This is a genomic window from Candidatus Nitrososphaera sp. 86-2, from assembly GCF_056726185.1.
The window spans coordinates 197,632-218,246 of record NZ_JBWZON010000001.1 but is presented as its reverse complement, the minus strand read 5'-3'; the positions used below and the strand labels follow the sequence as shown (position 1 = coordinate 218,246).

The following is a 20,615-nucleotide window of genomic DNA, read 5'->3' as shown; positions in this document are numbered from 1 at the left end:
TTGGGTATATAGATTATGAAGAAAATTGAAGCCGTGGTCCCTCATGCGCGCATTGAAAGGGCGTTTGCCGCCCTCAAGGAGCTCGAGCTTGGCGGCATCACGTATTTCGAGTCAAAGGGCAGAGGCGAGATCCCGCGCCCCCAGATCCATTCCGGCAGAGGAACAGGCACCTACACTCCCGAGTTCAACGTCAACTCGACCATAATGGTAGTCGTCAAGGACGCGATGGCAGAAAAGGTCATCCAAAAGATACTTGAAAGCACCAGCTCGGGCTTGAAGGGCGAGGGCAAGATATTCGTCTCCGACATTGAAGATGTCGTGGACGTGGGGACGAAAAAGCGCGGAGAATCGGCTCTTTAATCTAAAAAAGAATTAGTTGGAAGCCAGCAGCTGTTCGATAGCCTGGCTTGCGTTCAGCATGCCCTTTTTCTTGGCATACTCTTCGACCAACTTCAGCTGGTCGGGGGTGAAGCATATCGGCATCGTCCTCTTGCCATCTTCTTCAAATGTTTGCATGTCGATGTTTAGAGCGCGCAAGATTATAACTCTTTTCTTCTCTTCTAGAGATTACACCAATTAGGTGTATCTGTCCGTTATAAAGAATTAGAGTAACGGCGGATTTTGCTATACCTGCCTTGTTATATTATGTAGAAAAAGGGTTGAGCTGCAGATACTGTTGCATGAAAGGATAGAGTAGACGCATGACGAAGACGATGACACATGTCGTTAAATGATACTTTGTGCTCCTAAACGCATAAACATGTGCGCAAGAGGTGATCATGCGCGGTTAAACGCCATAAAAGGAACGTCATGCAGTCAAATGTCAGTATAAGAAGTTGTAGATCAAAGCCAGCATTGCATAACATGAGGTGCACAAATTTTCGTATTGAATGCGTATGTCAGCATGTTTGGAGAATGCGAGATTATGGTCATTTAATGAATAATAATGGCATATCAATATACCATCATAGGCGACTAGTTAATGCCAAAGCTAACCCCTGAAATGATAGAAAAGATTCTTGAGGAATACAGAATAAGACCGGTCTTTAAGGACGTGGCCAAAACGACAGGTAAAGATGAGAGGACAGTGAAAAGGGTTGTCGAACGCGATCGTGCAAAAGGGGTAAAAAGCACTCCGTTTTCTAACATGAGTACCCCAAAGAAAGCAGATATAACGGAAGAAAGAAACGGCGCAGGACCCTCCAGAGCTGATGCAACCATCGTCAACAGCGAGATTGCTACAAACGAGGCTAGAGGTGTAGCCCCAACAGCATCAAGTAGAGAAGAGGATGAACGCCTGAAGATCATTTATACAAAGTTCAAAGCAGGCAAAAAGCCTTTTGACATTATAGCCGACCATGGCTATGATCCAGAGTTTGTTGAGACGCAATATAGGAAGTACCTCAAACAGAAGGATTGCGACCCGGTGGAATTCCAATCAGAGATCCTCAAGTTCTATGATGCAAATGCCAAGCCCAAGCTTAGGCGATACGATGATGATTTCAAGAAAAATGGTTGCATTAAGCCCGGTGAGACGATAGAGTTGCTGGACGACATAGCTTTTGAGAAGGCGATTACTACACTCAAGTTAATGTTAAAAGACGTCGAGATTGGCCCGCCTGAGGGCTGATGCAAGTTGAGATGCACCGTTTGCGGCGAAGTGCATTCGATTGCGAAGGTATTTGAAAAGGCAGGTCCGCTCGTCAGTGGAGGCACGATCAAGCATCTCATATGTAAGCCATGTGCGATAAGGACTAGCGGTTTGCCTATTGCACGGTCATAGAAATCATAGTCTTCTGTCGCAAATAAATTGGCAAGCACGTGTGAAGAGAGTGAAGAAAAATTAGCATTTAATACACACTTTCATTATTCTGGCGTCATCAGATATCCTGAGTACACTCTTACTCTGCTCGGGGAGATACCTCACTGCTTCTTCCGCTTGACCTTATACTAATGAAGTGCCAGCACATCCTAGCGGGTCAAGAGTTATGTTTCTTACCCGCATGCTCCATGAAGAGATCAGATGGAAAATTGCAGGTGAGATTATCTAAAGAGCTTCATCGTCAGTTTCCTTGCTTCCGATGTCGTACGCCTCTGCCACGTCGTAGACGAATATCTTACCGTCAGACGCCGAGCCGGTGCTTATCGTTTTCATGATGTCGTCGATTATCGGCTTGGCCAGCTTGTCGGCGACCAGCACCTCGATTTTTGTGCGGAACCCGAACTCTGGCACGTAGCGCATTACGCCTCTCCCTACCGCGACTGGCTCTCTTTTTGCGCGGCCCCTGCCCTTGATATCATAAAACGACATGCCGCCCACCTTGTGCTTGTGGAGGATCTCGTTGACCTCTTCGAGACGCTCGTGTGGAATTATCAGGTCCAGCCTTTTCATATCTCGATAAAGGTCGGCAAAACGTAATAAGCCTTGCTAAACTGCAAAACTAGAAATTTATCACAAAATCCTTGTTTTATGATAGCGCAAAAATGAGGAGAAAGTCACCGCAGCTATGACGGCGGCGACTTGATCGTCCCGCTGTTTACTAGGGTTCCGATGTTTTTGTTACACTATTTTACTGCCTGGCAGTTACGCCGCCGTCGACCATGAGCACAGTCCCAGTGACCCATCCTGCGTCGTCCGACGCTAGGTACGCGACTGCGCCTGCCACGTCCTCTGGTTCGCCTATCCTGCGCAGCGGAAACGTTGATTCTAGCACCTTTTTGGCGTTTTCATCCTGCAGGTACGGCTCTATCATGGAACTGCGGATGGTGGAAGGCGCTACGCAGTTGGACCTTATCCCGTACTGCCCGTACTCCACTGCGATGCTCTTTGTGAACATTATCACGCCGGCCTTGGTCGCGCCATAGACCGCAAGCGGCACCTTGGGTATGGAGCGTATGCCAAGCGTCGATGAGACGTTGACGATGCTCCCGCCCTTGTTGCCGTTCATCATTATCGGGATGACGGCCTTGGTCATCTGGAACGTGCCTATCAGGTTCGTGTCGACAAGCTCGCTCCACTGGTCTTCGGTCATCTCGTGGAAGCAGACGGGGTCGTTTATGCTGCCCGCGTTGTTGACTAGGATGTCTATTCTGTCAAAGGACGAGATGGTCTGCTCGACCGCGCTTAACACCTCGGCCTCCTTGGTTATGTCGGCCGCAATGGCCAGGGTGCTGTTTTTCTTATTGTCGTCTCCCGCCTCGGCCGCCGCCTTGGCAAGCCGGTCGCGGTTCCTCCCGATGAGTGCGACCTTGCAGCCCTCCGATACCAGCCTCTTTACTATAGCCCGCCCAACACCGCCGCCAGCACCAGTGACGATAGCAACCTTGCCTTTAAGGACCATATATGACGGCTAATTGGCGGATTGAACTTTTAAAGTGTTTGAAAGCAGATGGGGCTAATGCGGCTGCTATTTATCCTTCTTGATGGCTTTTGCAACGGCCGCCTCCAGCTCTGCGACGATTGCAGAAATGTCGGAAGGGTCGCTCTTGAACGTCGCGCCCGCCGCATAGTCGTGGCCGCCTCCCTCCGGCAGGTACGAGGCCACCTGCCGGCATGAGACTCGGTCGTTGCTCCGGCGTATGCTCACCTTGCCCTTTGCGCTGTAAAACATGGCTAGGTCGGCACCGGTCGCCGCAAACACCTCCTCTGAAAAGAGGCTGCTGTTAAGGTACGGCGACGCCTGGACGTACGCCACCTTTACACTATCTACAGTCCTGACCTGCAATGTCGAGAGCGCCTGCACCTTGGCCTCGTCACGCAATTTTGAATATCGAACATAGTCCTCGTGCATGTCCGTGTCCCACAGTATCCCCTTGGCTGACTTTTTCGCAAGGGCTGCGAGCCGCTCGTAAAAGTCAGGGAAATTCTGGTAGTAGCGTATCAGCTCCGTTATCGGCGTGAGGTACTGGTCCTTTGTGAAAAAGTCCATAGTGTGCGCCATGCTCGCCAGTTTTTTCGCAAGGTCGTTTTCCGGCACCAGCCTTTCATACATCAGGTCTGCAGCGCACTTGTTTCCAGACGGGTCGTGAACCAGTTCCGCGTACTCTTTTACCGCGTCGATTGCGGCCTGCGACCATGGGTGGTGGTCGACCCACATCAGCTTCCAGCCGTTGCGCGACGCGTCTGTAAATATCTGTCGGCAGGTCTCTATCGCGTCGTCATTCAGGCCGAGGTCCGCGACGATTACAAGCCCGCGCTCCTTTGAAAAATGCGTGGCGGAATAGAGAAAATTGCCCATCTTTTGCATGTTCTCCACGCCGTAGCCTAGGAACACTGTCGCCGCCTGCGGGTAGCGTATCAGGCCAATTGCGGCAGAGTAGAGCCCGTCGAGGTCTGACTCGTGGGAAAATATGAAAACCTTCATTGCCGTCTGCACATCTCCTTTAGCAGGCCCTCTAATGAACTTGTTTTTTCAAATATCCTGTCTTTTGGGATGATGCCTTCAAAGTCGGTGCGGGAAAGCAGCGTGTTGTTCAGGGCGACGTAGCACTGTATGCCAGCGTTGTTTGCAGCGCGCACGCCAAGGGGCGCGTTTTCCACCACTGCTGCGTCCTTGGATGACACACGCAGTCTTGAAAGCGCGGTGTTAAACGCCGTCGGATCGGGCTTGCCCTTCTTGATGTCGTCTGCCGTTATGATAACGTCGAATTTTTCTTTCCCGATCGTTTCGTCAAGAACCGACTCGACATCGTGCTTGTTGGAGCCGCTCACTACCGCCTTCAAACATGCAAGGCTTTCTATCATCTCTTTCACACCCTCAAATGCCTTTGGCCGCTCCTTTTGCTTGAAGAGACGGTCTTTTTCCTCAATAACCTTCTTGGCAAGCGACAGGTCCGAATTGTGGTCTGCGAGTATTTTCTCTGTCAGTTCTGCGCCGCGCATCCCTTCAAGCACGTACAGAGTGCGCCTTTCTATCCTGACGTTAGCAACGTTCAAGAACGCTTCAACCCACGACTGCGAATGCGACGGCATCGAGCTTACGAGCACGCCGTCAAGGTCAAAGATTACTCCGCGCACGACAGAAAAGACTTGGATGCGCTATAAATTTGACGCTGCGGCTAGCGATACCTTTCCATCCACTCGTCGTTCCGATAGTGGTCGGGATTGAGCCTGAAACCCTGCGTCTGCTCGTACGGGACATCCTTGAGCTTCAAGTTATAGTCCAGCTTTTTCTTTTTCATCATTTTTGCGAGCCAGAGCACAAAGCAATCCTCGATGGTGTTTGCCTCCTGCTTGTTGATTTCAGGGTAGACGTCAAGGAGCACCTCGACGAAATCCGGCTCGAAATACAGCATGAAAAAGTCCCACCCAAGGGCCTTGCCGGCAGACGAACACTCGACGTTTCCTTTTGCGTGCGCGCCCCACTCCAAGCCGCCGATAAACTCCATTATCCTAGCGTGCTCTTTTTCAAAGTCGATGCAGGCGCCCCGGATGGCTATCATGGGCGGCTTGTCTGCAAACTTGCGGTTCACCAAGGCCGATGTACCTTGGCTGTTACTCTATTTAAGCAAATTGCACGCTAGAGGTAGCGCTTTAGCACCGAAGATACACGCTCTACGCCCAGGTCGAGGAAATAGTTGCCAATCCTCGGTCCCCTGTCGGCGTTTAGAAACATCCTGTACAGCAGGGTAAAGAACTCTTTTGGCTCCATGCCGTTTGCCCGGGCTATGTCAAACACCCTTGATTGCAGGACCTTGGCATTTTCTGGCGTCTCTTGCACGCTAGAGAATTCCTTCAGGATGTCAAGAAGCTCGGTAACTGCTTTGCGCTGGCTGCCTGTCAGTTGCACCTCGAACTTTTCGTCGGGGCTGCTGGCATTGTCGTCCGCCCAGTTTGCGGCTAGCTGGATCTTGCGCATTATGGCGTCGCTTTTTTCCTTGGCCATCCCGTACTTTACCAAGCTCGCAAACACCTTTTCAAGCCTGTCAGGGTCGCTGCCGGGGTATATCGACGCCTGCTGTACGAGAAAGCGGTAGGGCGCGTGTGGCGCCGGCTGCTTTGGCGGCTGTAGCTTGTTGATGTATTCGTATATGCCCTTTATCTTGGTCAGTTTTGCAGAGTTGTCCTCCTTTACCTTGCCAAAGTAGAGGTCCTCGTACGAGTCGTACTCGTCCATCAGGGCCGGCACGTCTTCAAGCCCGACGTGATGCGTGCCGGCGATGCGCTTGAACAGCAATAGCAGTATTGATTCGGGCGTGCCGTACCTGAGCCACATCTGCGGCGTCAGAACGTTGCCGGCGGACTTGCTTATCTTTTTGCCCGACTTGTCGAGGAACATCTCGTATTTCACGTGCAGCGGGTGCGAATATCCAATTATCTCGTCGCAGACCCAGTCGTTTACCCGGACGGAATCCATGATGTCCTTGCCGTACGCCTCAAACCGGACGTCAAACGCCTGCCAGCGCGCTGCAAACTCGACCTTCCAGGCAAGCTTGCCCTCGCCTTTTGAAATGTCTGCATCGCCGTGGTGGCCGCAGCCGGCGACCTCGTTCTTGCCTATCCGGCTTCCCTTGCAGGTGTACGCCACCTTTTTTTCGCCGGGCAGGTACTTTTCTGCGGCCGCCGTGTACAGCCGGCCGCAACTAGAGCATACCGGGAAATAAGGAAGCACATTTACGTACTTGTCCTGGCCCACAAACTCGGCTATCTTTTTTCCAAGTTTTTCGCTGCTCTGCAATATTTTGTCTATCTGGTTGACGAGTTTTCCAGACTTGTAGGCTTCACGCCCGCTCTGGAAGCGGTATTTTATCCCGGCCCTGTCAAGGCCGTCAAGGAGCAGGCTGCTCATGTGCGCGCCGTACGACGCGTGGCAGCTGCCGAAAGGATCCGGGATTTCCGAAACGGGCCTTGCGATGTGCTCCTTGAGCCAGTCGGGCAGGCCGGCGGGTATCTTGCGCAGGCCGTCCATGTCGTCAGAATATGCGATAAGCTCAGCATTGTAGCCCATGTTTTGCAGAGCAAGCGCAATTCCGTACGCCCTGGCGGCGTCTCCCATGCTTCCAATGTGCGGGATGCCGGAGGCTCCAAGGCCGCTTTCCACCCTTATCAGGTCGAGCTTGCGGCCCAGCTTTTTCTCCCTCTTTACCAGCGTGTCCGCTACCTTGTCAAGCCACGTGCCCTTGCCAATCACAATCTGCTGCTGTTGATTATCTTCTTTCATGTCTATAGCACCTTTGAAACGTAAGGCCCGTCTTGACGGTATCCTAGTCGTGTTTTATAGTATTCCCTTGTCCCGACCGCGCTGATGACTAGGATTTTTCCCGCGGCAAGCTCGTCCTTAGCAATCCTTTCTGCTTCCTGCATGAGCTTCATCCCGTAGCCCCGATGCTGGTAAGACGAGCAATTGGCGTCAAGGCCGACCCCAAGCGCCTGCCCGTACACGTGCAGTTCGCGGACTATGGCGGCGTCTTTTAGCTCCTGCCTGTGCGGGCAGTTTACTTTTCTCAGGCGCAAAAATCCGAGGATGGTCTTGCCGTCGGCGCTCTCGTACGAGAGAAAGACCTCTTTTCCGCCCGACGCAACGTAATCCGTCCTTTTCATCATCACGTCGCCTTCCGCGGGATACCTTTTCTGCAAGCCGGCCTCCCGGCACCTTATGCAGTTGCAGCTGCGGCCGTCCTTTTTCAAACGCTCAAGCACTATTTGCCGCAGGTTGCCGCTCTTTGGCCCCGCAACAATGTCGTCAGACTCGATCTCGCGCTGGACGCGCATTATGCGCACATACTCTGGCACCAGTTTCTTCATTTCAACAATCACGCCGACAAGGTCGTCGTCAGAGTATGCGTTGTACTTGCCGGCGCTGTAGAGCTGGTGCAGGCCGGTGTGCTCTAGCACGAGCGTCGGGTAGACCTTGAGCATATCCGGCTTGAATGCCTCGTCCTCGAACAATCGCCTGAAATCGGCAATGTCTTTGTCCGGCGAAGAGCCCGGGAGCCCGGGCATCATGTGCGCCACTATCTTGTAGCCCGAGTCGCGGGCGATGCGGAACGCATCGACAACGTCATCAAGCATGTGGCCCCTGTTCACAAGTTTGTAGACTCTATCATCCAATGATTGCACGCCGATTTCCACGCGCGTGACCCCTAGCTCCAGCATCAGGTCGACGTGCGGCTCTTTGCAATAATCTGGTTTTGTCTCGACGGTAAAGCCGACGCAGCGGTTCTGTGCACGCTCGTTTGCGGCCATTGCCTCCTGCAGGGTTTTCGACCTGAAACCGTTCAAAGCATCATAACAGGACTTGGCAAACTCACGCTGGTAGCCCTCGGGCATGAAAGGAAACGTCCCTCCTACGATGACCATCTCGGATTTGCCCGTGTCGTGGCCCCGCGACTGCAGCTGCTTCATCTTTGACGATACCTGCTCGTACGGGTCGAACTGGAATTTCTGCGCAGCCTTTGTGGCCGGCTCTGTCCCGGTGTACGAAAGCGGCGTGTTGAACTCGATGCCGCCGGGGCAGTATATGCACTTGCCGTGGGGGCACTCGTACGGCTTTGGCATCACCGCTATGACTGCCACGCCAGAGGCGGTCTTGGCCGGCTTGACCATCAGCATTTTTCGATATCTGCTGTCTTTAGGTAGGTAGCCCATGATGTGCTCGTTTTTCGGCATTGTCGACAGGTGGAAGGAAGACGCGACTTCTCTTACAACCTGGCGCACCTCGCCGGCCGACAGCGACTGCTTTTCGACGCGTGCGGCTATGGCCTTGCACGCCTGCTGGTAGTTCGGGTCAGAGTCGGCTGCTGCGGCAAGCAATGTTTTTCAAAAATGCCTTTGTTCGCATATTAATTTTTGGAAGGCTCTCTCTCTCTAGAGTGCCTGCTTTTTCTTTCCTTCCAGTGTTGCGACGACGCCTGCGCCTTTCTCTATTCTGCCGACTACCTTGCAGCCCATCTTGTATCTCTTGAAGGTGTGAATTACCTGCTCAACATTTGCCTTTGGCGCAATGACGCAAAAGCCGACTCCCATGTTGAACGTGCGGTACATCTCCCCTGTCTCCACATTGCCGTCTGCCTGTATCTGCCGGAATATGCCCGTCGGTGCAGGCAGGTCGTCGAGGCAGTACTGCACGTTCTTGTTCAGGCGTGGCAGCTTGGTAAACGAGCCTCCGGTGATATTGGCAAGGCCATGCACCGCTATCTTTTTCTTGAAAAGCTCCATAACAGGTTTTACATATATCCGAGTGGGGACCAGCAGTTCCTCGCCCACTGTCTGGACTAGGTGCTCGGCGGTATCGTCCACGGAATATTTCGACAGCAGTATTTTGCGCGCAAGGGTATAGCCGTTTGAATGCAGGCCGCTGCTCTCCACGCCGAGGATGACATCGCCCGGCTTTATTGCGCCGCCAAGAAGCGGCTTGCCATCTTGTACAACCCCGAGCACCGTGCCGGCAAGGTCAAACGCATTCTCCTCTCCCGATATCAGGTCCGGCAGCACCGCAGTCTCGCCTCCCACGATTGCCATCTGCGACTGCCTTGCACCTTCCACCAGACCGTGCGCGACTTGCTCGAGCAGCTTTTCGTTTGCCTGCCTGAGCGCGATATAATCCACAAACGCCACCGGCCTTGCCCCGACGCAGACGACATCGTTCACATTCATTGCGACGCAGTCAATGCCTACGGTATCAAACTTGTTCATGAGCTGTGCGACGAGCACTTTCGTTCCCACGCCGTCGGAATGCAGCGCAAGCGTCTGCGAGCCGAGCCGGACTAGGCCGGCGTAGTGCCCAAAGCCGGAGAGCACCCTGCCCGCAGAGGCCATCTTGTACGTGGCTGAAATGATGTCGCCTATCGACTTTTGCGCGGTGCGGATTTTGCCGACGTCGACTCCGGCGTCGCGGTATGTCAGCCCTTTCTTTTCCAAACAGGCTAGAGTCGACTCTGGCGCTTATTATAGGTAATCAAAAACGAAAAGGCGGCTAGCGCACGACAAGCACGGGACAGGGCGAGAGGTTTACCACCGCGTTTGCCACCCCGCCCACAAGAAGGCGCTTGAATTTTGACCTGCCCCTAGACCCGATGACTACAAGGTCGGTGCCGTGTTCCTTGGCATGTTTTATTATCATGCCCTCCTCTGACGTGCCGTCGTCCGTCACAACTTCGCTTTTCACGTCGATGCCGTGCTTTTTGCCGAGGTCTATTATCTCGCCTATCCACTTTTCCGCGGCCTGCGTCCTTACCTTTTCAAAACCCTCGACGAGCTTGACGTTGCCGTACCTCGCTTGGAGGCCGATGGCGCCTCCCTGCTTGACCCCCTCAAGCACGTGCATCACCACCACCTTGGCGTTTTCAAGCGTTGCAAGGTGCAAGGCATAGTGTGCTGCCTTTAGCGAAACGGGCGATCCGTCAACAGGGACTAGGATCTTCTTTATGGACGGCGAGTCGGCACCAGTCATGATAATCATCTTGCGGCGATGTATAAAAATCTGGCCCGTTTAGCCGTAGATTACGCATCAGCATCATCATCAGTATCAGTTCTGCAAGAGCACATAGTCGCGGCCGAAAACAAACCCCAGCCAAATTATCGCGCCCTTTTGGAACACGACTGCCATCTGTGACGAAATCTCGCCGGGCGAAACGTCGCTTTTTCCCTCCTTGCGCGCAAGGGCCATCTCATCGGGCTGCGCAAAAAGCGGCATGTTGACTTCCGGCAGGCCCTTTTCCTTGCGCATGTGATTCAACATTTTCAATATCAGTTCAAGGTCGTGCTTGATGTCTGGGAGCACCACGTTTTCCCTGTACACGGCTGTCGTTTCTTTGCCTTGTTGTTGTGGTGGTAGTAGCACCCTTGCGACTCTGAACACTACAGGGAGCTTTGTCCATTCAGGATAGAATTCCGTCAGCGCCGACGTCAGCTCGTCGATTTCGCCCCGGAAGGCAGACATGTCATCCGCGCTCCCGCGCTTTTGCGCCGCGATTATCTTTTCGATCTCGGCTTTTACCTGCAAAACGTCCTTGACCGGCTTGACGTTAAAGAGCATCATAGTAGTAGGTGCCGCTTGCTTTTCAATCTTGCCTTGAAAAGAAAGTGTCAAAAAATTACTGGTTGTTGTGCTTTCTTGAGAAGGATGATTCTGGTCTTTCGTACGTCGTGCTTTCAATCCTTTCAAGGTCGCGCTCGATTCCCGGCTGGAACTTGCTCTTGGCATACCAGACGGCAGCTGCGCTCCCGCCGATTATCGCTACAATCGTGATTGCTTCCTCGAACATACAGTGTTTCAATGCAGCAGCCCTTTGCATATAAACCATGGTTATATGATAATAAGGAAAACTGCAAATATTATGCTACGGAAATATTGTATTATAATATACAAGATGCAAGAATTATCATACCAACAATATTCAATCAGCATATTTATTGCAACGTGGCGTGTCAGATGAAATTTGTAAACTACGCACGCACTGTATTACAGGCTCAGGACTCTCTTTGCCTCACTGACCCTGTCGAGCAGCTCCCTCAGGAAAATGTCGGCAAACTGATCAAACGTGAACACGGAATATTTCTGGCGGTATTCCTGCTTGCGCTTTTGGTACTCCTCTTCCAGCCAGCGGAAATCCGACTCTTTTAGTTTCACGATGAAATTTTGCGACTTGGCCTTTGACTCGAACATGTTGAGCATAAAGTAGCTTGCGAACTGGGTAAAGCTGCTTGCGCGGTACTTGCGGTTGTACTCGTCCTTGTATCTTTCAAAGTTCTCGTCAATCCACGCCTTGACGTCCGACCGTATCGTCAGCGACGTGTAGCGGCCGCCGAAATCCTCCTTGATTGCGCACGCGTCCACGGTGTAGTAGCCGCGCTTTACCTCATTCATCAATATTATCAGCGCGCTTGGAAGGAACATGCCGGGATAGTACTCGTCGGTTATCTTTTGCAGTTTTGCCAAGATGGCCGGCTTTAGACCTATCGTGGCGTATCCCTGGCTCGGCATGGAGGATTCAAGCTCTCTTGCTGCTAGATAACCTTTTTTTACAAAAAATAGGTTGTGGAGCCTACTACTACTGCCTCCTGACAGGCTCCACATAGCCCTTCAGGTCCTCGCCCCTGACGACATCTTCCTCCGGCGGGACATAGTCGATGACGCCGTGCCTCTGCTCGCCGGGGTACTTTTTCTGCGTTGCAAGCGCGACTATGACAAATGCCGCAAACGATATTGGCGGAGGTATCATTGTGTCCAGGCCCGCGTACTGGGCAGGAATTGTCAGGAACAGCAAGAGCCGGATAGCCGAGCCCACGATGAGCGACGTGATTGCGGCAGGCATGTTGGCCTTTTTCCAGAACAGCCCCAGAGTCAGCGGGGCCCACGCGCCAGCAAACACGATGTCAAACGCAAGGACGAGGTAGATTCCCGGCTGCGGGAGAATATAGCCGAGGATGAACGCCGCGACCATCATCGGGATCGTAAACAGGCGCGTGGTCATGAGCAGCTTCTTGTCCTCCATGCCGGGTCGTTTCAGCATCCTGCGCAGTATGTCGCGCTGGATGATGTTTCTCGACATGACCGACGATATGGCAAGAAGGCCGCCGTTGGCAGTAGACATTGACGCGCCAAGCACCCCCATCATGAGCGCGGCCCCTATCGGAAACGGCATGTGGTTTATCGCAAGCTCTGGGTATGCGGTAAACGGATCTGCAATGTTTGGGAGCACAAAGAGCGCGATTATGCCCATCATGCTGGTCGGGATGACCGTGGAGAGGGTGAGCCCGGCGCCCATGAACGCGCCGCGCTGCGCGGTCTTGCCGTCCCTTGCCGCAAATACGCGCTCCATAAAGTCCAGCGCCACGATGTCGCCGAGGGCAAGGGCCATTATGCTTGCCCAGTTGGTATACGCGCCGTTTGCCGGGTTGAGGAGACCCGACAGGTCCAGATATTGGGGCGGGGCGTTGCCAAGTATGGTTCCAAAGTCGACACCGTAAAAGCCGCCTGCAAAGAACAGGAACGCGGCCCAGAACGCGCCTATTGCAAGGTATATCTGGAAAATGTCGGTGTAGGCAGACGAAAAGAGGCCGCCTGCGTACGTGTATACGAGCACTATCAGCGCGGCTATGAGCATCCCCCAGAAAAGCGAGATCCCAAAGACGGCCTGCAGGATAAAGCCGCTTGCCGCAAAGTTGCCGGCGACCAGCACGATGAAGCTTATCATCATGAGCACGCCGGAAATGCCCTCGGCGCCGTTGCCAAAGCGCCTGTAGTAAAAGTCAGGCAGTGTCAAAAGAGCCATCTTGTTCAGCCTCTTGCCATAGACGGTCCCCGTGAGTATGAGACATATTCCCAGACCTATCGGGATTGCCGCGCCTGCCCAGAACCCGAACTGGTACACGAGCGACACGTTGCCAAGCGACGAGTTGCCGTCGATGGACTGCGCGGCAAGCATTGTCCCTACAAAGAACAGGGGCAGACTTTTTCCGGCGACCATGTACCTCTTGCTGCTTTTCTTCACGAGCCTCGACGTCAGCGTGCCGACGACAAGCGAAAGCACGAGGAACGCCGCAATAGCTATTCCAAATCCATCCAGCCCAGCCATACCCTTATTGTATATATTTAGTAAATATATAAAACTTGCTTGGACGGAAAGAGTTCGACTGTCGAACGCGCTATTGTCATCAGGGGCCCTTGCAGATGCCCAGCATTTTCAGGACGTGGAAGGAAAAGCTGATGTCTTCTTTGGCGATGTCGGGAATAGGCTCGCCCGCCTCGTGCTTTAGGTCCTGCAAGAAATCATAGATCTCGTCGACGGTGACAGGAGAGTTCTGGTAGCCGACCTTTTCATTCACCGCGTTGTACATCGAGATGTAATAGCTAAGGAAGGTTGTCTTCATCAAAGTCCTGTCCGCGCCGGCCGTCTCGCGGATAACCCGGGGCGCGCTTCCTTTCATGCTTCAAAGGTGCCTGCGAACGATATAAGCATTGAGATAAAAACTGTAAACTACGTATCTAGCCTCCTTACATGATGCGTAGACTACAGCTGACTGGAAAAGACTTCCGGGATCATCATTGTCCAAGGCGTTTTGCAGGATAATTTATAAATACGTAGATTACTAATACTTCTGCGATGCAGGTCAAGAACATCCCTGTCGACATGATAGACATAGCCGAGGAAAACGTCAGAAAGGATCACTCTTTTGGTGAGGACGACAAGGACAGGCTCATCAAGGAGCACTTGTCAAAGTTCGATCTGCTGCAGCCAGTCGTCGTTCGCTTTGATGACAAGAGCAGGCGCTACAAGCTCTTGATAGGGCGCAGACGCTTTTTTGCGCTCAGCGCCAAGGGCGAGACCCAGATACCGGCCGTAGTCACCGAGCTGGAGGGAGCAGAGGCAGAGGCGGCATCGCTGTTTGAGAACCTCATCAGAAAGGACTTGTCGCCGCTTGAAAAGGCAAGGATGGTAAGGAGGCTAGTCGACACCACAAAATCAGGCATCACAGGCGTAGCTGCAAAATACGGCCTGCCAAAGAGCACGGTGAGCGAGTGGCTCAGCATACTGTCGCTGCCGCAGGTGCTGCAGGACAACATAGAACAGGGCAGGATAACCTCGTACGAGGCCATCAGGATAGCAAGAAAGCCAAAGGCCGTGCAGGAGAGACTAGTGGTCGCGGCGCACGAGGGCAGGCTCCAGGAAGAGATGGCAGAAGCAGGAGTAAAGCGCGGGGCGCCAAAGGGCCTGCTGACGGTGCGCCTAGTGTTTGACCCCAGGAGAAAGCAGGACAAGCAGCTGTGGGAAAAGCTCAATGCAAAAGCGGAGGAGAGCGGCCTTGACGTCACCGACTATGCAAGGAACATCCTTTCAAAACACGTACAGTAAAGCGCCACGTAGATTACGTTCTTTGGTGCGTGTATGCACAAAAAATGGCACGTAGATTACTTAGCAATATTTAAAATATACTTACTAATTACTTATAGGTGCTGAAAAAGCATGGGAATGGAATTTTACGGTGATTCGTACAAGGGAAATGACGAGCCGATTTTTGTAGGCATACCAACCTTCCTGAAGCTGCCCTGGCTCAGAAGCAAGGCAGAGCTGGACAAGGTCAGGCCGGACGTCGCAATAATAGGCGAGCCGTTCGACTTTGGCACCACCATCCGCCCGGGGGCAAGGTACGGCCCAAGGGCAATCCGCGCGGCCTCGACCGTCCCGTCCCCGCCGTACGAGCATTTTAACATAGAGACAGGCGTCGACCCGTTTGGAGTGTTCAGGTCAGTCGACTATGGCGACGTGAACATTTCGCCCGGCGACGTAGTAGAGTCGCACAGGCGCATGACGGAGAAGGTCAAGGAGGTGCTTGACATTGACGGAATCCCGGTGATGCTTGGGGGCGACCACTCGATCACGTTTGCCAACGTGCGCGCCTTTGCGAAAAAATACAAGAACATTGGCATGATCCACATCGACACGCACGCCGACTGCGCGCCGCAAGGGCTGACCGGCTTCAAGTACGACCACGGCGCCCACATACGCAGGATTATGGAGCTTGGGTGCCTCAAGGGCAAGAACTACACCCTCATCGGTCCAAGGGGCTACTGGCCGGGGCCGGACCTTTACAAGTGGATGGCAGACCAGGATTTCCAGTGGTTCACAATGCTCGACGTTGAAGAACTGGGCATTGACAAGATTGCAAAAGAGGCAGCCGACAGGGCAAACGACAACGTCGATGCCGTGTACATCAGCTGGGACATTGACACGTTTGACCCAGCCTATGCGCCGGGGACGGGCGAGCCGGAGCCAAACGGGCTGACTTCGAGGGAAGGTATGCGCCTCATGCGCCTGCTTTCCACGTCATTTGACCCGGACAGGTTCGCGTTTGACCTCGTCGAAGTCGCGCCCAACTATGACGTAAGCGACGGAAGCTCGTACAACGGCGGCATCACGTCCGGCCTTGCCAACAGGCTGATTGTCGAGCTGCTCGCCGGCCTGTCGCTTACAAAGAAGGGCAAGACTGAAGGGACGCCGGTGAGGCCAAACCTCTACCGAGGTAAAGGCCACACGTACGACTTTGGCAACGGCCCCAAGGCCAAGGTGCCAAAGAGGCCGCCGCTGAGCTACGGCCCGAAGGCGAAGAGGCAGTGATCTACATCAAGGCAGTGGCAAGGGGCGAGCCCGACGCGGCTTCCCTTGCCAGGGTTTTTCAATACACTGATTCGACGGACGAACTTATCTTCCAACATTCTATAGAGATGGCAAAGGACAAGCTGGACAGGAACCTGAAATTGAATGTGAACGAGGCGTTCTTGCTGTACGCGTATTTCGTGGTGACACAGGTGCGCGCCAAGAAAAAACCGGCCGAGATTGAAAAAGATGCCAAGTCGCTCCTTTCGCCGGACCGGGTGATGATAGGCGTCCCGGAAACTTTACGGATTATCACGTTTGACGCCATAGTGGATGGGAAAAGGGAATGGGTGACTTTGAAAGAGCCAATTTCCATTTCAGGTTATGTAATGGCCAACAACTCTGGCTAATCGGTTTTTAAAAAATTAGAATCTGCCTGCTCACTGGTGATGGTTGTGCGGGTCAGTTGTGTTATCCTTTTGGGTCATCGGGTCTGCGCGGCCTGCCTTTCTCCTTGCGGCGTACGAGTAGCCAAACGACGCGACAATTATCACGCCTGCTAGAACAGGCCCAGTCATCTCTGGAACCACCTCGGCGCCGGTGAGGTTCTCGTACGTGGCCAGGGCTGCGACGGTCATCGTGGCGCCGCTCAGGGCGTAGGACATGTACCTGAATCCCCGGGTGTCAAATATCCTCGACAGCGCCGAACGGAGGAGTATGCTGTCAAGCGTGTCGAGCGGGATCATGCCGAGAGCAAAGAACCCTGCAAGTGCAAGGGCTACCTGCACGCCAAGCGCTGCCGACGCCACCGCCGACAGCGTGATTGCCGAGATTTGGGTCGCAGTGTCAAAACCGAGTCCAAAGACCATTCCCGTGATGAGCGACGACGCAAACGGGTTGAAAGAGCCTGTCCTTGCCAGCACCTTGCTTGCGAGGATTGCAGAGCCGGTCTTGCCCCATTTCTTCATGGCATAGATGTTGACCGCCCCTATCGTCCCAAGCGCCGCAGCCCCGATTATCCCGCCCCAGAACGCAAGCGCATCGGCGCCGGCGATGCCGCCAATGACAAAAATGATGAACACCATCTCGGCAAGCACAGATATCATGTGGCCGACGCTAAAGCCGGCGCCGACCCACCGGGATTTTCGCGAGGCGTTGTGAAGCCTCACCATGTTGTCTATGGCCGTGATGTGGTCGGCGTCAAGTGCGTGGCGCAGGCCAAGCAGTATCATTGTAGGCACAGAGACAGCGACAAGAGTCGCGATGTCGCCTTCTACCAACTGCAACGCCCTCCAGCCATCCGTATTACTGTTTTGACTACTAGTAATACTGGTGTCATGCACTTTAATTTGCGTGCATGTATAAAAACATGCCATCATTATCTGTAAACTACCAAGCCCGCTTGGAAAGCGATGCGTAGAATGCAAAAGCGCCCTATATCACGGGCACAAAATGGACCTTCAGACTCTTTATCCCGCGGTTTTCCGAGAGCTTTTTGGCCAGCTCTTTTATCCGGCGTATCTCGCCTCTCACCATCACAGTCTCTAGGCAGTTGTCGTGGTCGAGATGCAGGTGCGTGGAGGCGCTGATGACGTCGCCGTAGTGGTGCTGTATGTGCGTGGACTCGGAGTCGTGGTTGTACGCGTGGTTGTCGTACAGCATCATTATGGCACCCGCGCCGTTCCGGCTGTCCTCGCCCTCGTCCCAGTCGTACTGGGCTATGAACGAGTGCAGGGCGGTCTGTATTGCTTTTGACCTGTCTGAAAACCCGGCGCTCTTCATCGACCTGTCAAACTCTGACAGCAGTCCGGGCGGGAGGGACATGCTGATGCGCTCGACCGGCTCTTTTTTACGGTGGCTGTGCGAATGTGAATGCCGCCTTGGCAATGCACTCTCTATGGCGCAGAGCAATTTTAAAGTTTTAACAGAGTGATACTTTTTATCTTAAATTTATCACCAAGCGGCATCGATTCTCTAGAGAACCGGTTCTGAAAGAAATCGGCAAGAAAAGATGTCTTCTCAATAATAGTGGTGCATCGGGCGCTGCTGTTTGCCCAGCCTGTCAAAGTGGTCATGCGACTGCTTGCCTCCGCGGTGCGAGTGCGTTGTCCCGTCAGAGTGTGTGTGAGTGTAATAGGCGGGTTTTGCCATCACAACGTCGTCTACGCGCAATAGCAGGTCGGCGACTTCTGTTGCGGTAGCCAGCACCTGCTCCTTGACCGCAAGGGGCTCTATCACACCAAGCGCAAGCATGTCCTGGACCCTGCGCTCAAGCGCGTTTATGCCGCACCAGCCGTCCTCTTTTTTTGCGCCAGCCGCGCGCAGCTGCGCCTGCGTGTCTATCACGTCCATGCCGGCGTTTGCAGCTATTGTCAGCGGTATCTCTTCAAGCGCGTCTGCAAACTTTAGGATTGCAAGCTGCTCCCTTCCTTTCACTGTCATCGCGCTTTTTCTCACCGCCCTTGCCGCAAGGGCCTCAGCAGCGCCTCCGCCTGCAACTACTGACGGGCTTGCAATAAAGTCGGCAAGCACGTGGAGCGCGTCCAGGATGGAGCGGTGGAACTCGTCGAGGACTTTGGATGAGCCGGCGCGGAGAAGCATAGTCACAGAGCGTGGGTTTTTGCACTCCTCCACAAAGACCATCCTGTCGTCGCCCACGAGCCTTTCGCAGACCCTGCCGGCGTAGCCGAGGTCCGACTGCGAGATGCTGTCAATATCGCGCGTTATTTTTGCGCCCGTGGCCTTTTCGAGCCACCACAGGTCGTTTTCCTTTGCTCTGCGCACGGACATGATGCCAGCGTGGGCAAGCATAGTCTGCGCAAGCGTGTTGATGCCTCCCCGCGATACCACGACGTTTGCGCCAGAGTCGATTATCGCCTGCACCTTTGCCCGCAATTCAAACGCCTGCTCGTCAAGGTACGCCTTTATCTGCGCAGGCAGTGTTATCCCGATCTCGGCGTCACGGCGGGTGTTCTTTTTGTCAAGGTCGTAGTCGATGAGCAAAATCTTGGCGTTGTCAATTGACTTTGGCATGGACGAGCTGTCCACGGTCTTGTCGATGACGACGCCGGCCACAAGCTGCGTGTCTTGCACGCTTCCCGGCTTTTGCTCTATCTTGACGTCGTCGATTTCCACCCTGCCCGACGAGTTGACTGCCGTTGCCGCGTCTACCATCAGTTTTGCAATCTGCTCCTTTTCCATGCAGGACGATATGGCCTTGGATTCCAGGCACGTCGCGGCGAGGCGCTCCATCGTCTTTCTGTCAGAATTATCGTGTTTCATGGCACTTGCCAAAAGCGCCTCCATAGCTGTGGCAAGCGCCCTGCGGTAGCCGTCTGAAATGGTCGCGGGAAGGACGCCCAGCTCCAAGAGCTCCTCCGCCTTTGCTACGAGCGCGCCGGCAATTACAACCACCGATGTCGTGCCGTCGCCGACTGCGTTGTCGACTGCATTTGACGCCTCGATGAGCACCTTTGCAGCAGGGTGTTCGACGTCTATCTTGCGAAGCAGGGTAGCGCCGTCCTTTGTCAGCGTGACTTCGCCCATGATGTCGACAAACACCTTGTCCATCCCCCGGGGCCCAAGCAGTCCTTTCACCATCTCGGCGATGAGCCTTGCTGCAAGCATGTTGTACCTGCGCGCCTCGCCGCCGCTTGCTCTTTTTACTCCCTCGCCAAACAGCCTTTGGCCCTCTGGCTGCGCGGCCATCAATTGAGCAAGCCCCCGCAGTCACTTGATCGGGAAAAACCAAGTGGCATATTCTCTGAATGTGTCGCATCTCTCTGTATTTATGCAGTTCTCGCCGGTCTGTATAATACGAAACCGTGCGCGCAAACGTACAGGTAGTTTACGAATTTCCACTGCAGGAGGCTCTATTGCTGAAATTGCCCGAGAGCGTCAGGTTCAAGAACAGCGCGCAGAAGAAATATAGCTAGCTCTTCTTTTTTTACCTGCCGAGGAAAGGCGGGATCCATTCGTCGAGGAACTTTTTGTATTCCTTTGGCGTGTGCGTGAGCGCGGAAAACGACGGCTCTTTTGCCGGGATAAAGTCATAGACCTCGTACGACTGGATGATGTCCCCAAACAGGTTGCGGTAGATGTCCGACTCTTCGTCGGCCATCTCTTCAGAGAGGAATATCTGCACGGTTATCCAGTCATAGCCTCCCCGCGTTCGGCCGGAGAATATTACAAACGGCGCGTCTGCCAGGTACTTTTTCAGCCCCTCTATCCTCTTTGGCAAATGCTGCGACGTCTTGAACGTCACGAGTGCGACCCTCATCGTCCGGCGCCGGAGCTTTTTCATGTCGACCGAGATGGTGTAGCCTGTTATGACGCCGTCTGCCTCCAGTTTCGTTATCCTCGACTCTATTTCCTCTTCTGTCAGGTTGTGGCCGTGGCCCCGGAGAAAGTCCCACATCTCGCGGGTGTCCTGCAGAGAGTTCTTGCTCAGCGCGGACAGGATAAGTTCGTCTATCTCGTCGACCATATGCACTCCGGTAGAAGGAAGTAGGTTATAGATTTTTTCAGATTTGGCAGTTTTCGCAGGCAATTATTTTATGCATTCTTGAACACAGGTG

At 53.7% G+C, this 20,615-nt stretch carries 24 protein-coding genes; 5 read left to right on the top strand and 19 right to left on the bottom strand.

The window, feature by feature from the left end; translation table 11 throughout:
* The first annotated feature begins 15 nt into the window (after positions 1 to 15).
* Positions 16 to 360, top strand: coding sequence for a P-II family nitrogen regulator (locus ACYOR7_RS01360; RefSeq protein ID WP_479912916.1), 345 nt, complete (start codon positions 16 to 18; stop codon positions 358 to 360).
* Between the two features lie 12 nt (positions 361 to 372).
* On the opposite strand, the gene ACYOR7_RS01355 is transcribed toward ACYOR7_RS01360, so the two are convergent.
* Complete coding sequence (locus ACYOR7_RS01355; protein ID WP_479912915.1) at positions 373 to 516, bottom strand: hypothetical protein; 144 nt, start codon at positions 514 to 516, stop codon at positions 373 to 375.
* Between the two features lie 466 nt (positions 517 to 982).
* Between ACYOR7_RS01355 and ACYOR7_RS01350 the strand changes: the two genes are divergently transcribed.
* Positions 983 to 1,630: a hypothetical protein gene (locus ACYOR7_RS01350; RefSeq protein WP_479912914.1), complete on the top strand. Its 648-nt coding sequence runs from the start codon at positions 983 to 985 to the stop codon at positions 1,628 to 1,630.
* 417 nt (positions 1,631 to 2,047) lie between these two features.
* Here the strand turns inward: ACYOR7_RS01350 and ACYOR7_RS01345 are convergent, their stop codons facing one another.
* From ACYOR7_RS01345 to ACYOR7_RS01280, 14 genes are all read right to left on the bottom strand, one after another.
* On the bottom strand, positions 2,048 to 2,392 hold the full coding sequence (locus ACYOR7_RS01345) for a P-II family nitrogen regulator (protein WP_479912913.1): 345 nt from the start codon (positions 2,390 to 2,392) through the stop codon (positions 2,048 to 2,050).
* Positions 2,393 to 2,570: 178 nt separating this feature from the next.
* Positions 2,571 to 3,341, bottom strand: coding sequence for an SDR family NAD(P)-dependent oxidoreductase (locus ACYOR7_RS01340; protein ID WP_479912912.1), 771 nt, complete (start codon positions 3,339 to 3,341; stop codon positions 2,571 to 2,573).
* A gap of 66 nt (positions 3,342 to 3,407) precedes the next feature.
* Entirely contained in the window at positions 3,408 to 4,364 is a 957-nt protein-coding gene (locus ACYOR7_RS01335) for a DHH family phosphoesterase (RefSeq protein ID WP_479912911.1), read from the bottom strand.
* Complete coding sequence (locus ACYOR7_RS01330) at positions 4,361 to 5,017, bottom strand: HAD family hydrolase (protein WP_479912910.1); 657 nt, start codon at positions 5,015 to 5,017, stop codon at positions 4,361 to 4,363. Before ACYOR7_RS01330 ends, ACYOR7_RS01335 begins: the two co-directional genes overlap by 4 nt.
* Positions 5,018 to 5,058: 41 nt before the next feature.
* Positions 5,059 to 5,475, bottom strand: a complete 417-nt coding sequence (locus ACYOR7_RS01325; RefSeq protein ID WP_479912909.1) for a hypothetical protein — start codon at positions 5,473 to 5,475, stop codon at positions 5,059 to 5,061.
* A gap of 44 nt (positions 5,476 to 5,519) precedes the next feature.
* Positions 5,520 to 7,160 carry a lysine--tRNA ligase gene (gene lysS / locus ACYOR7_RS01320; RefSeq protein WP_479912908.1) on the bottom strand — a complete coding sequence of 547 codons (1,641 nt, stop codon included), beginning with the start codon at positions 7,158 to 7,160 and terminating at the stop codon, positions 5,520 to 5,522.
* A gap of 2 nt (positions 7,161 to 7,162) precedes the next feature.
* Positions 7,163 to 8,752: an elongator complex protein 3 gene (locus ACYOR7_RS01315; protein WP_479912907.1), complete on the bottom strand. Its 1,590-nt coding sequence runs from the start codon at positions 8,750 to 8,752 to the stop codon at positions 7,163 to 7,165.
* Positions 8,753 to 8,806: 54 nt separating this feature from the next.
* Complete coding sequence (purM, locus tag ACYOR7_RS01310) at positions 8,807 to 9,859, bottom strand: phosphoribosylformylglycinamidine cyclo-ligase (protein WP_479912906.1); 1,053 nt, start codon at positions 9,857 to 9,859, stop codon at positions 8,807 to 8,809.
* 55 nt (positions 9,860 to 9,914) lie between these two features.
* Positions 9,915 to 10,391: a universal stress protein gene (locus ACYOR7_RS01305; protein ID WP_479912905.1), complete on the bottom strand. Its 477-nt coding sequence runs from the start codon at positions 10,389 to 10,391 to the stop codon at positions 9,915 to 9,917.
* A gap of 75 nt (positions 10,392 to 10,466) precedes the next feature.
* Positions 10,467 to 11,030 (bottom strand): hypothetical protein, encoded by a 564-nt coding sequence (locus tag ACYOR7_RS01300; RefSeq protein ID WP_479912904.1) that lies wholly within the window; start codon positions 11,028 to 11,030, stop codon positions 10,467 to 10,469.
* A 4-nt stretch (positions 11,031 to 11,034) separates the two neighbouring features.
* Positions 11,035 to 11,205, bottom strand: a complete 171-nt coding sequence (locus tag ACYOR7_RS01295) for a hypothetical protein (protein WP_479912903.1) — start codon at positions 11,203 to 11,205, stop codon at positions 11,035 to 11,037.
* Between the two features lie 197 nt (positions 11,206 to 11,402).
* Positions 11,403 to 11,924, bottom strand: coding sequence for a hypothetical protein (locus ACYOR7_RS01290; protein WP_479912902.1), 522 nt, complete (start codon positions 11,922 to 11,924; stop codon positions 11,403 to 11,405).
* 67 nt (positions 11,925 to 11,991) lie between these two features.
* Positions 11,992 to 13,518: a high affinity choline transporter 1 gene (locus ACYOR7_RS01285; protein WP_479912901.1), complete on the bottom strand. Its 1,527-nt coding sequence runs from the start codon at positions 13,516 to 13,518 to the stop codon at positions 11,992 to 11,994.
* A gap of 79 nt (positions 13,519 to 13,597) precedes the next feature.
* Complete coding sequence (locus ACYOR7_RS01280) at positions 13,598 to 13,870, bottom strand: hypothetical protein (RefSeq protein WP_479912900.1); 273 nt, start codon at positions 13,868 to 13,870, stop codon at positions 13,598 to 13,600.
* A 176-nt stretch (positions 13,871 to 14,046) separates the two neighbouring features.
* Here ACYOR7_RS01280 and ACYOR7_RS01275 point away from each other — a divergent pair, with 176 nt between their 5' ends.
* From ACYOR7_RS01275 to ACYOR7_RS01265, 3 genes are all read left to right on the top strand, one after another.
* Positions 14,047 to 14,796, top strand: a complete 750-nt coding sequence (locus tag ACYOR7_RS01275) for a ParB/RepB/Spo0J family partition protein (protein ID WP_479912899.1) — start codon at positions 14,047 to 14,049, stop codon at positions 14,794 to 14,796.
* A gap of 111 nt (positions 14,797 to 14,907) precedes the next feature.
* Positions 14,908 to 16,059 carry an agmatinase family protein gene (locus tag ACYOR7_RS01270; RefSeq protein WP_294808332.1) on the top strand — a complete coding sequence of 384 codons (1,152 nt, stop codon included), beginning with the start codon at positions 14,908 to 14,910 and terminating at the stop codon, positions 16,057 to 16,059.
* Complete coding sequence (locus ACYOR7_RS01265; protein ID WP_479912898.1) at positions 16,056 to 16,448, top strand: urease subunit gamma; 393 nt, start codon at positions 16,056 to 16,058, stop codon at positions 16,446 to 16,448. Before ACYOR7_RS01270 ends, ACYOR7_RS01265 begins: the two co-directional genes overlap by 4 nt.
* Positions 16,449 to 16,478: 30 nt before the next feature.
* Here the strand turns inward: ACYOR7_RS01265 and ACYOR7_RS01260 are convergent, their stop codons facing one another.
* The 4 genes from ACYOR7_RS01260 to ACYOR7_RS01245 all read right to left on the bottom strand — a co-directional run bounded on the left by ACYOR7_RS01260 (position 16,479) and on the right by ACYOR7_RS01245 (position 20,524).
* The gene (locus ACYOR7_RS01260) at positions 16,479 to 17,318 is read right to left on the bottom strand and encodes a HoxN/HupN/NixA family nickel/cobalt transporter (RefSeq protein WP_479912897.1); all 840 of its coding nucleotides are present in this window, start codon (positions 17,316 to 17,318) and stop codon (positions 16,479 to 16,481) included.
* A 154-nt stretch (positions 17,319 to 17,472) separates the two neighbouring features.
* Entirely contained in the window at positions 17,473 to 17,925 is a 453-nt protein-coding gene (gene nikR, locus ACYOR7_RS01255) for a nickel-responsive transcriptional regulator NikR (protein WP_294808323.1), read from the bottom strand.
* 132 nt (positions 17,926 to 18,057) lie between these two features.
* Complete coding sequence (gene thsA / locus ACYOR7_RS01250) at positions 18,058 to 19,746, bottom strand: thermosome subunit alpha (protein WP_479912896.1); 1,689 nt, start codon at positions 19,744 to 19,746, stop codon at positions 18,058 to 18,060.
* A gap of 238 nt (positions 19,747 to 19,984) precedes the next feature.
* Positions 19,985 to 20,524, bottom strand: a complete 540-nt coding sequence (locus ACYOR7_RS01245) for an Lrp/AsnC family transcriptional regulator (protein WP_479912895.1) — start codon at positions 20,522 to 20,524, stop codon at positions 19,985 to 19,987.
* Positions 20,525 to 20,615 lie beyond the last annotated feature (91 nt).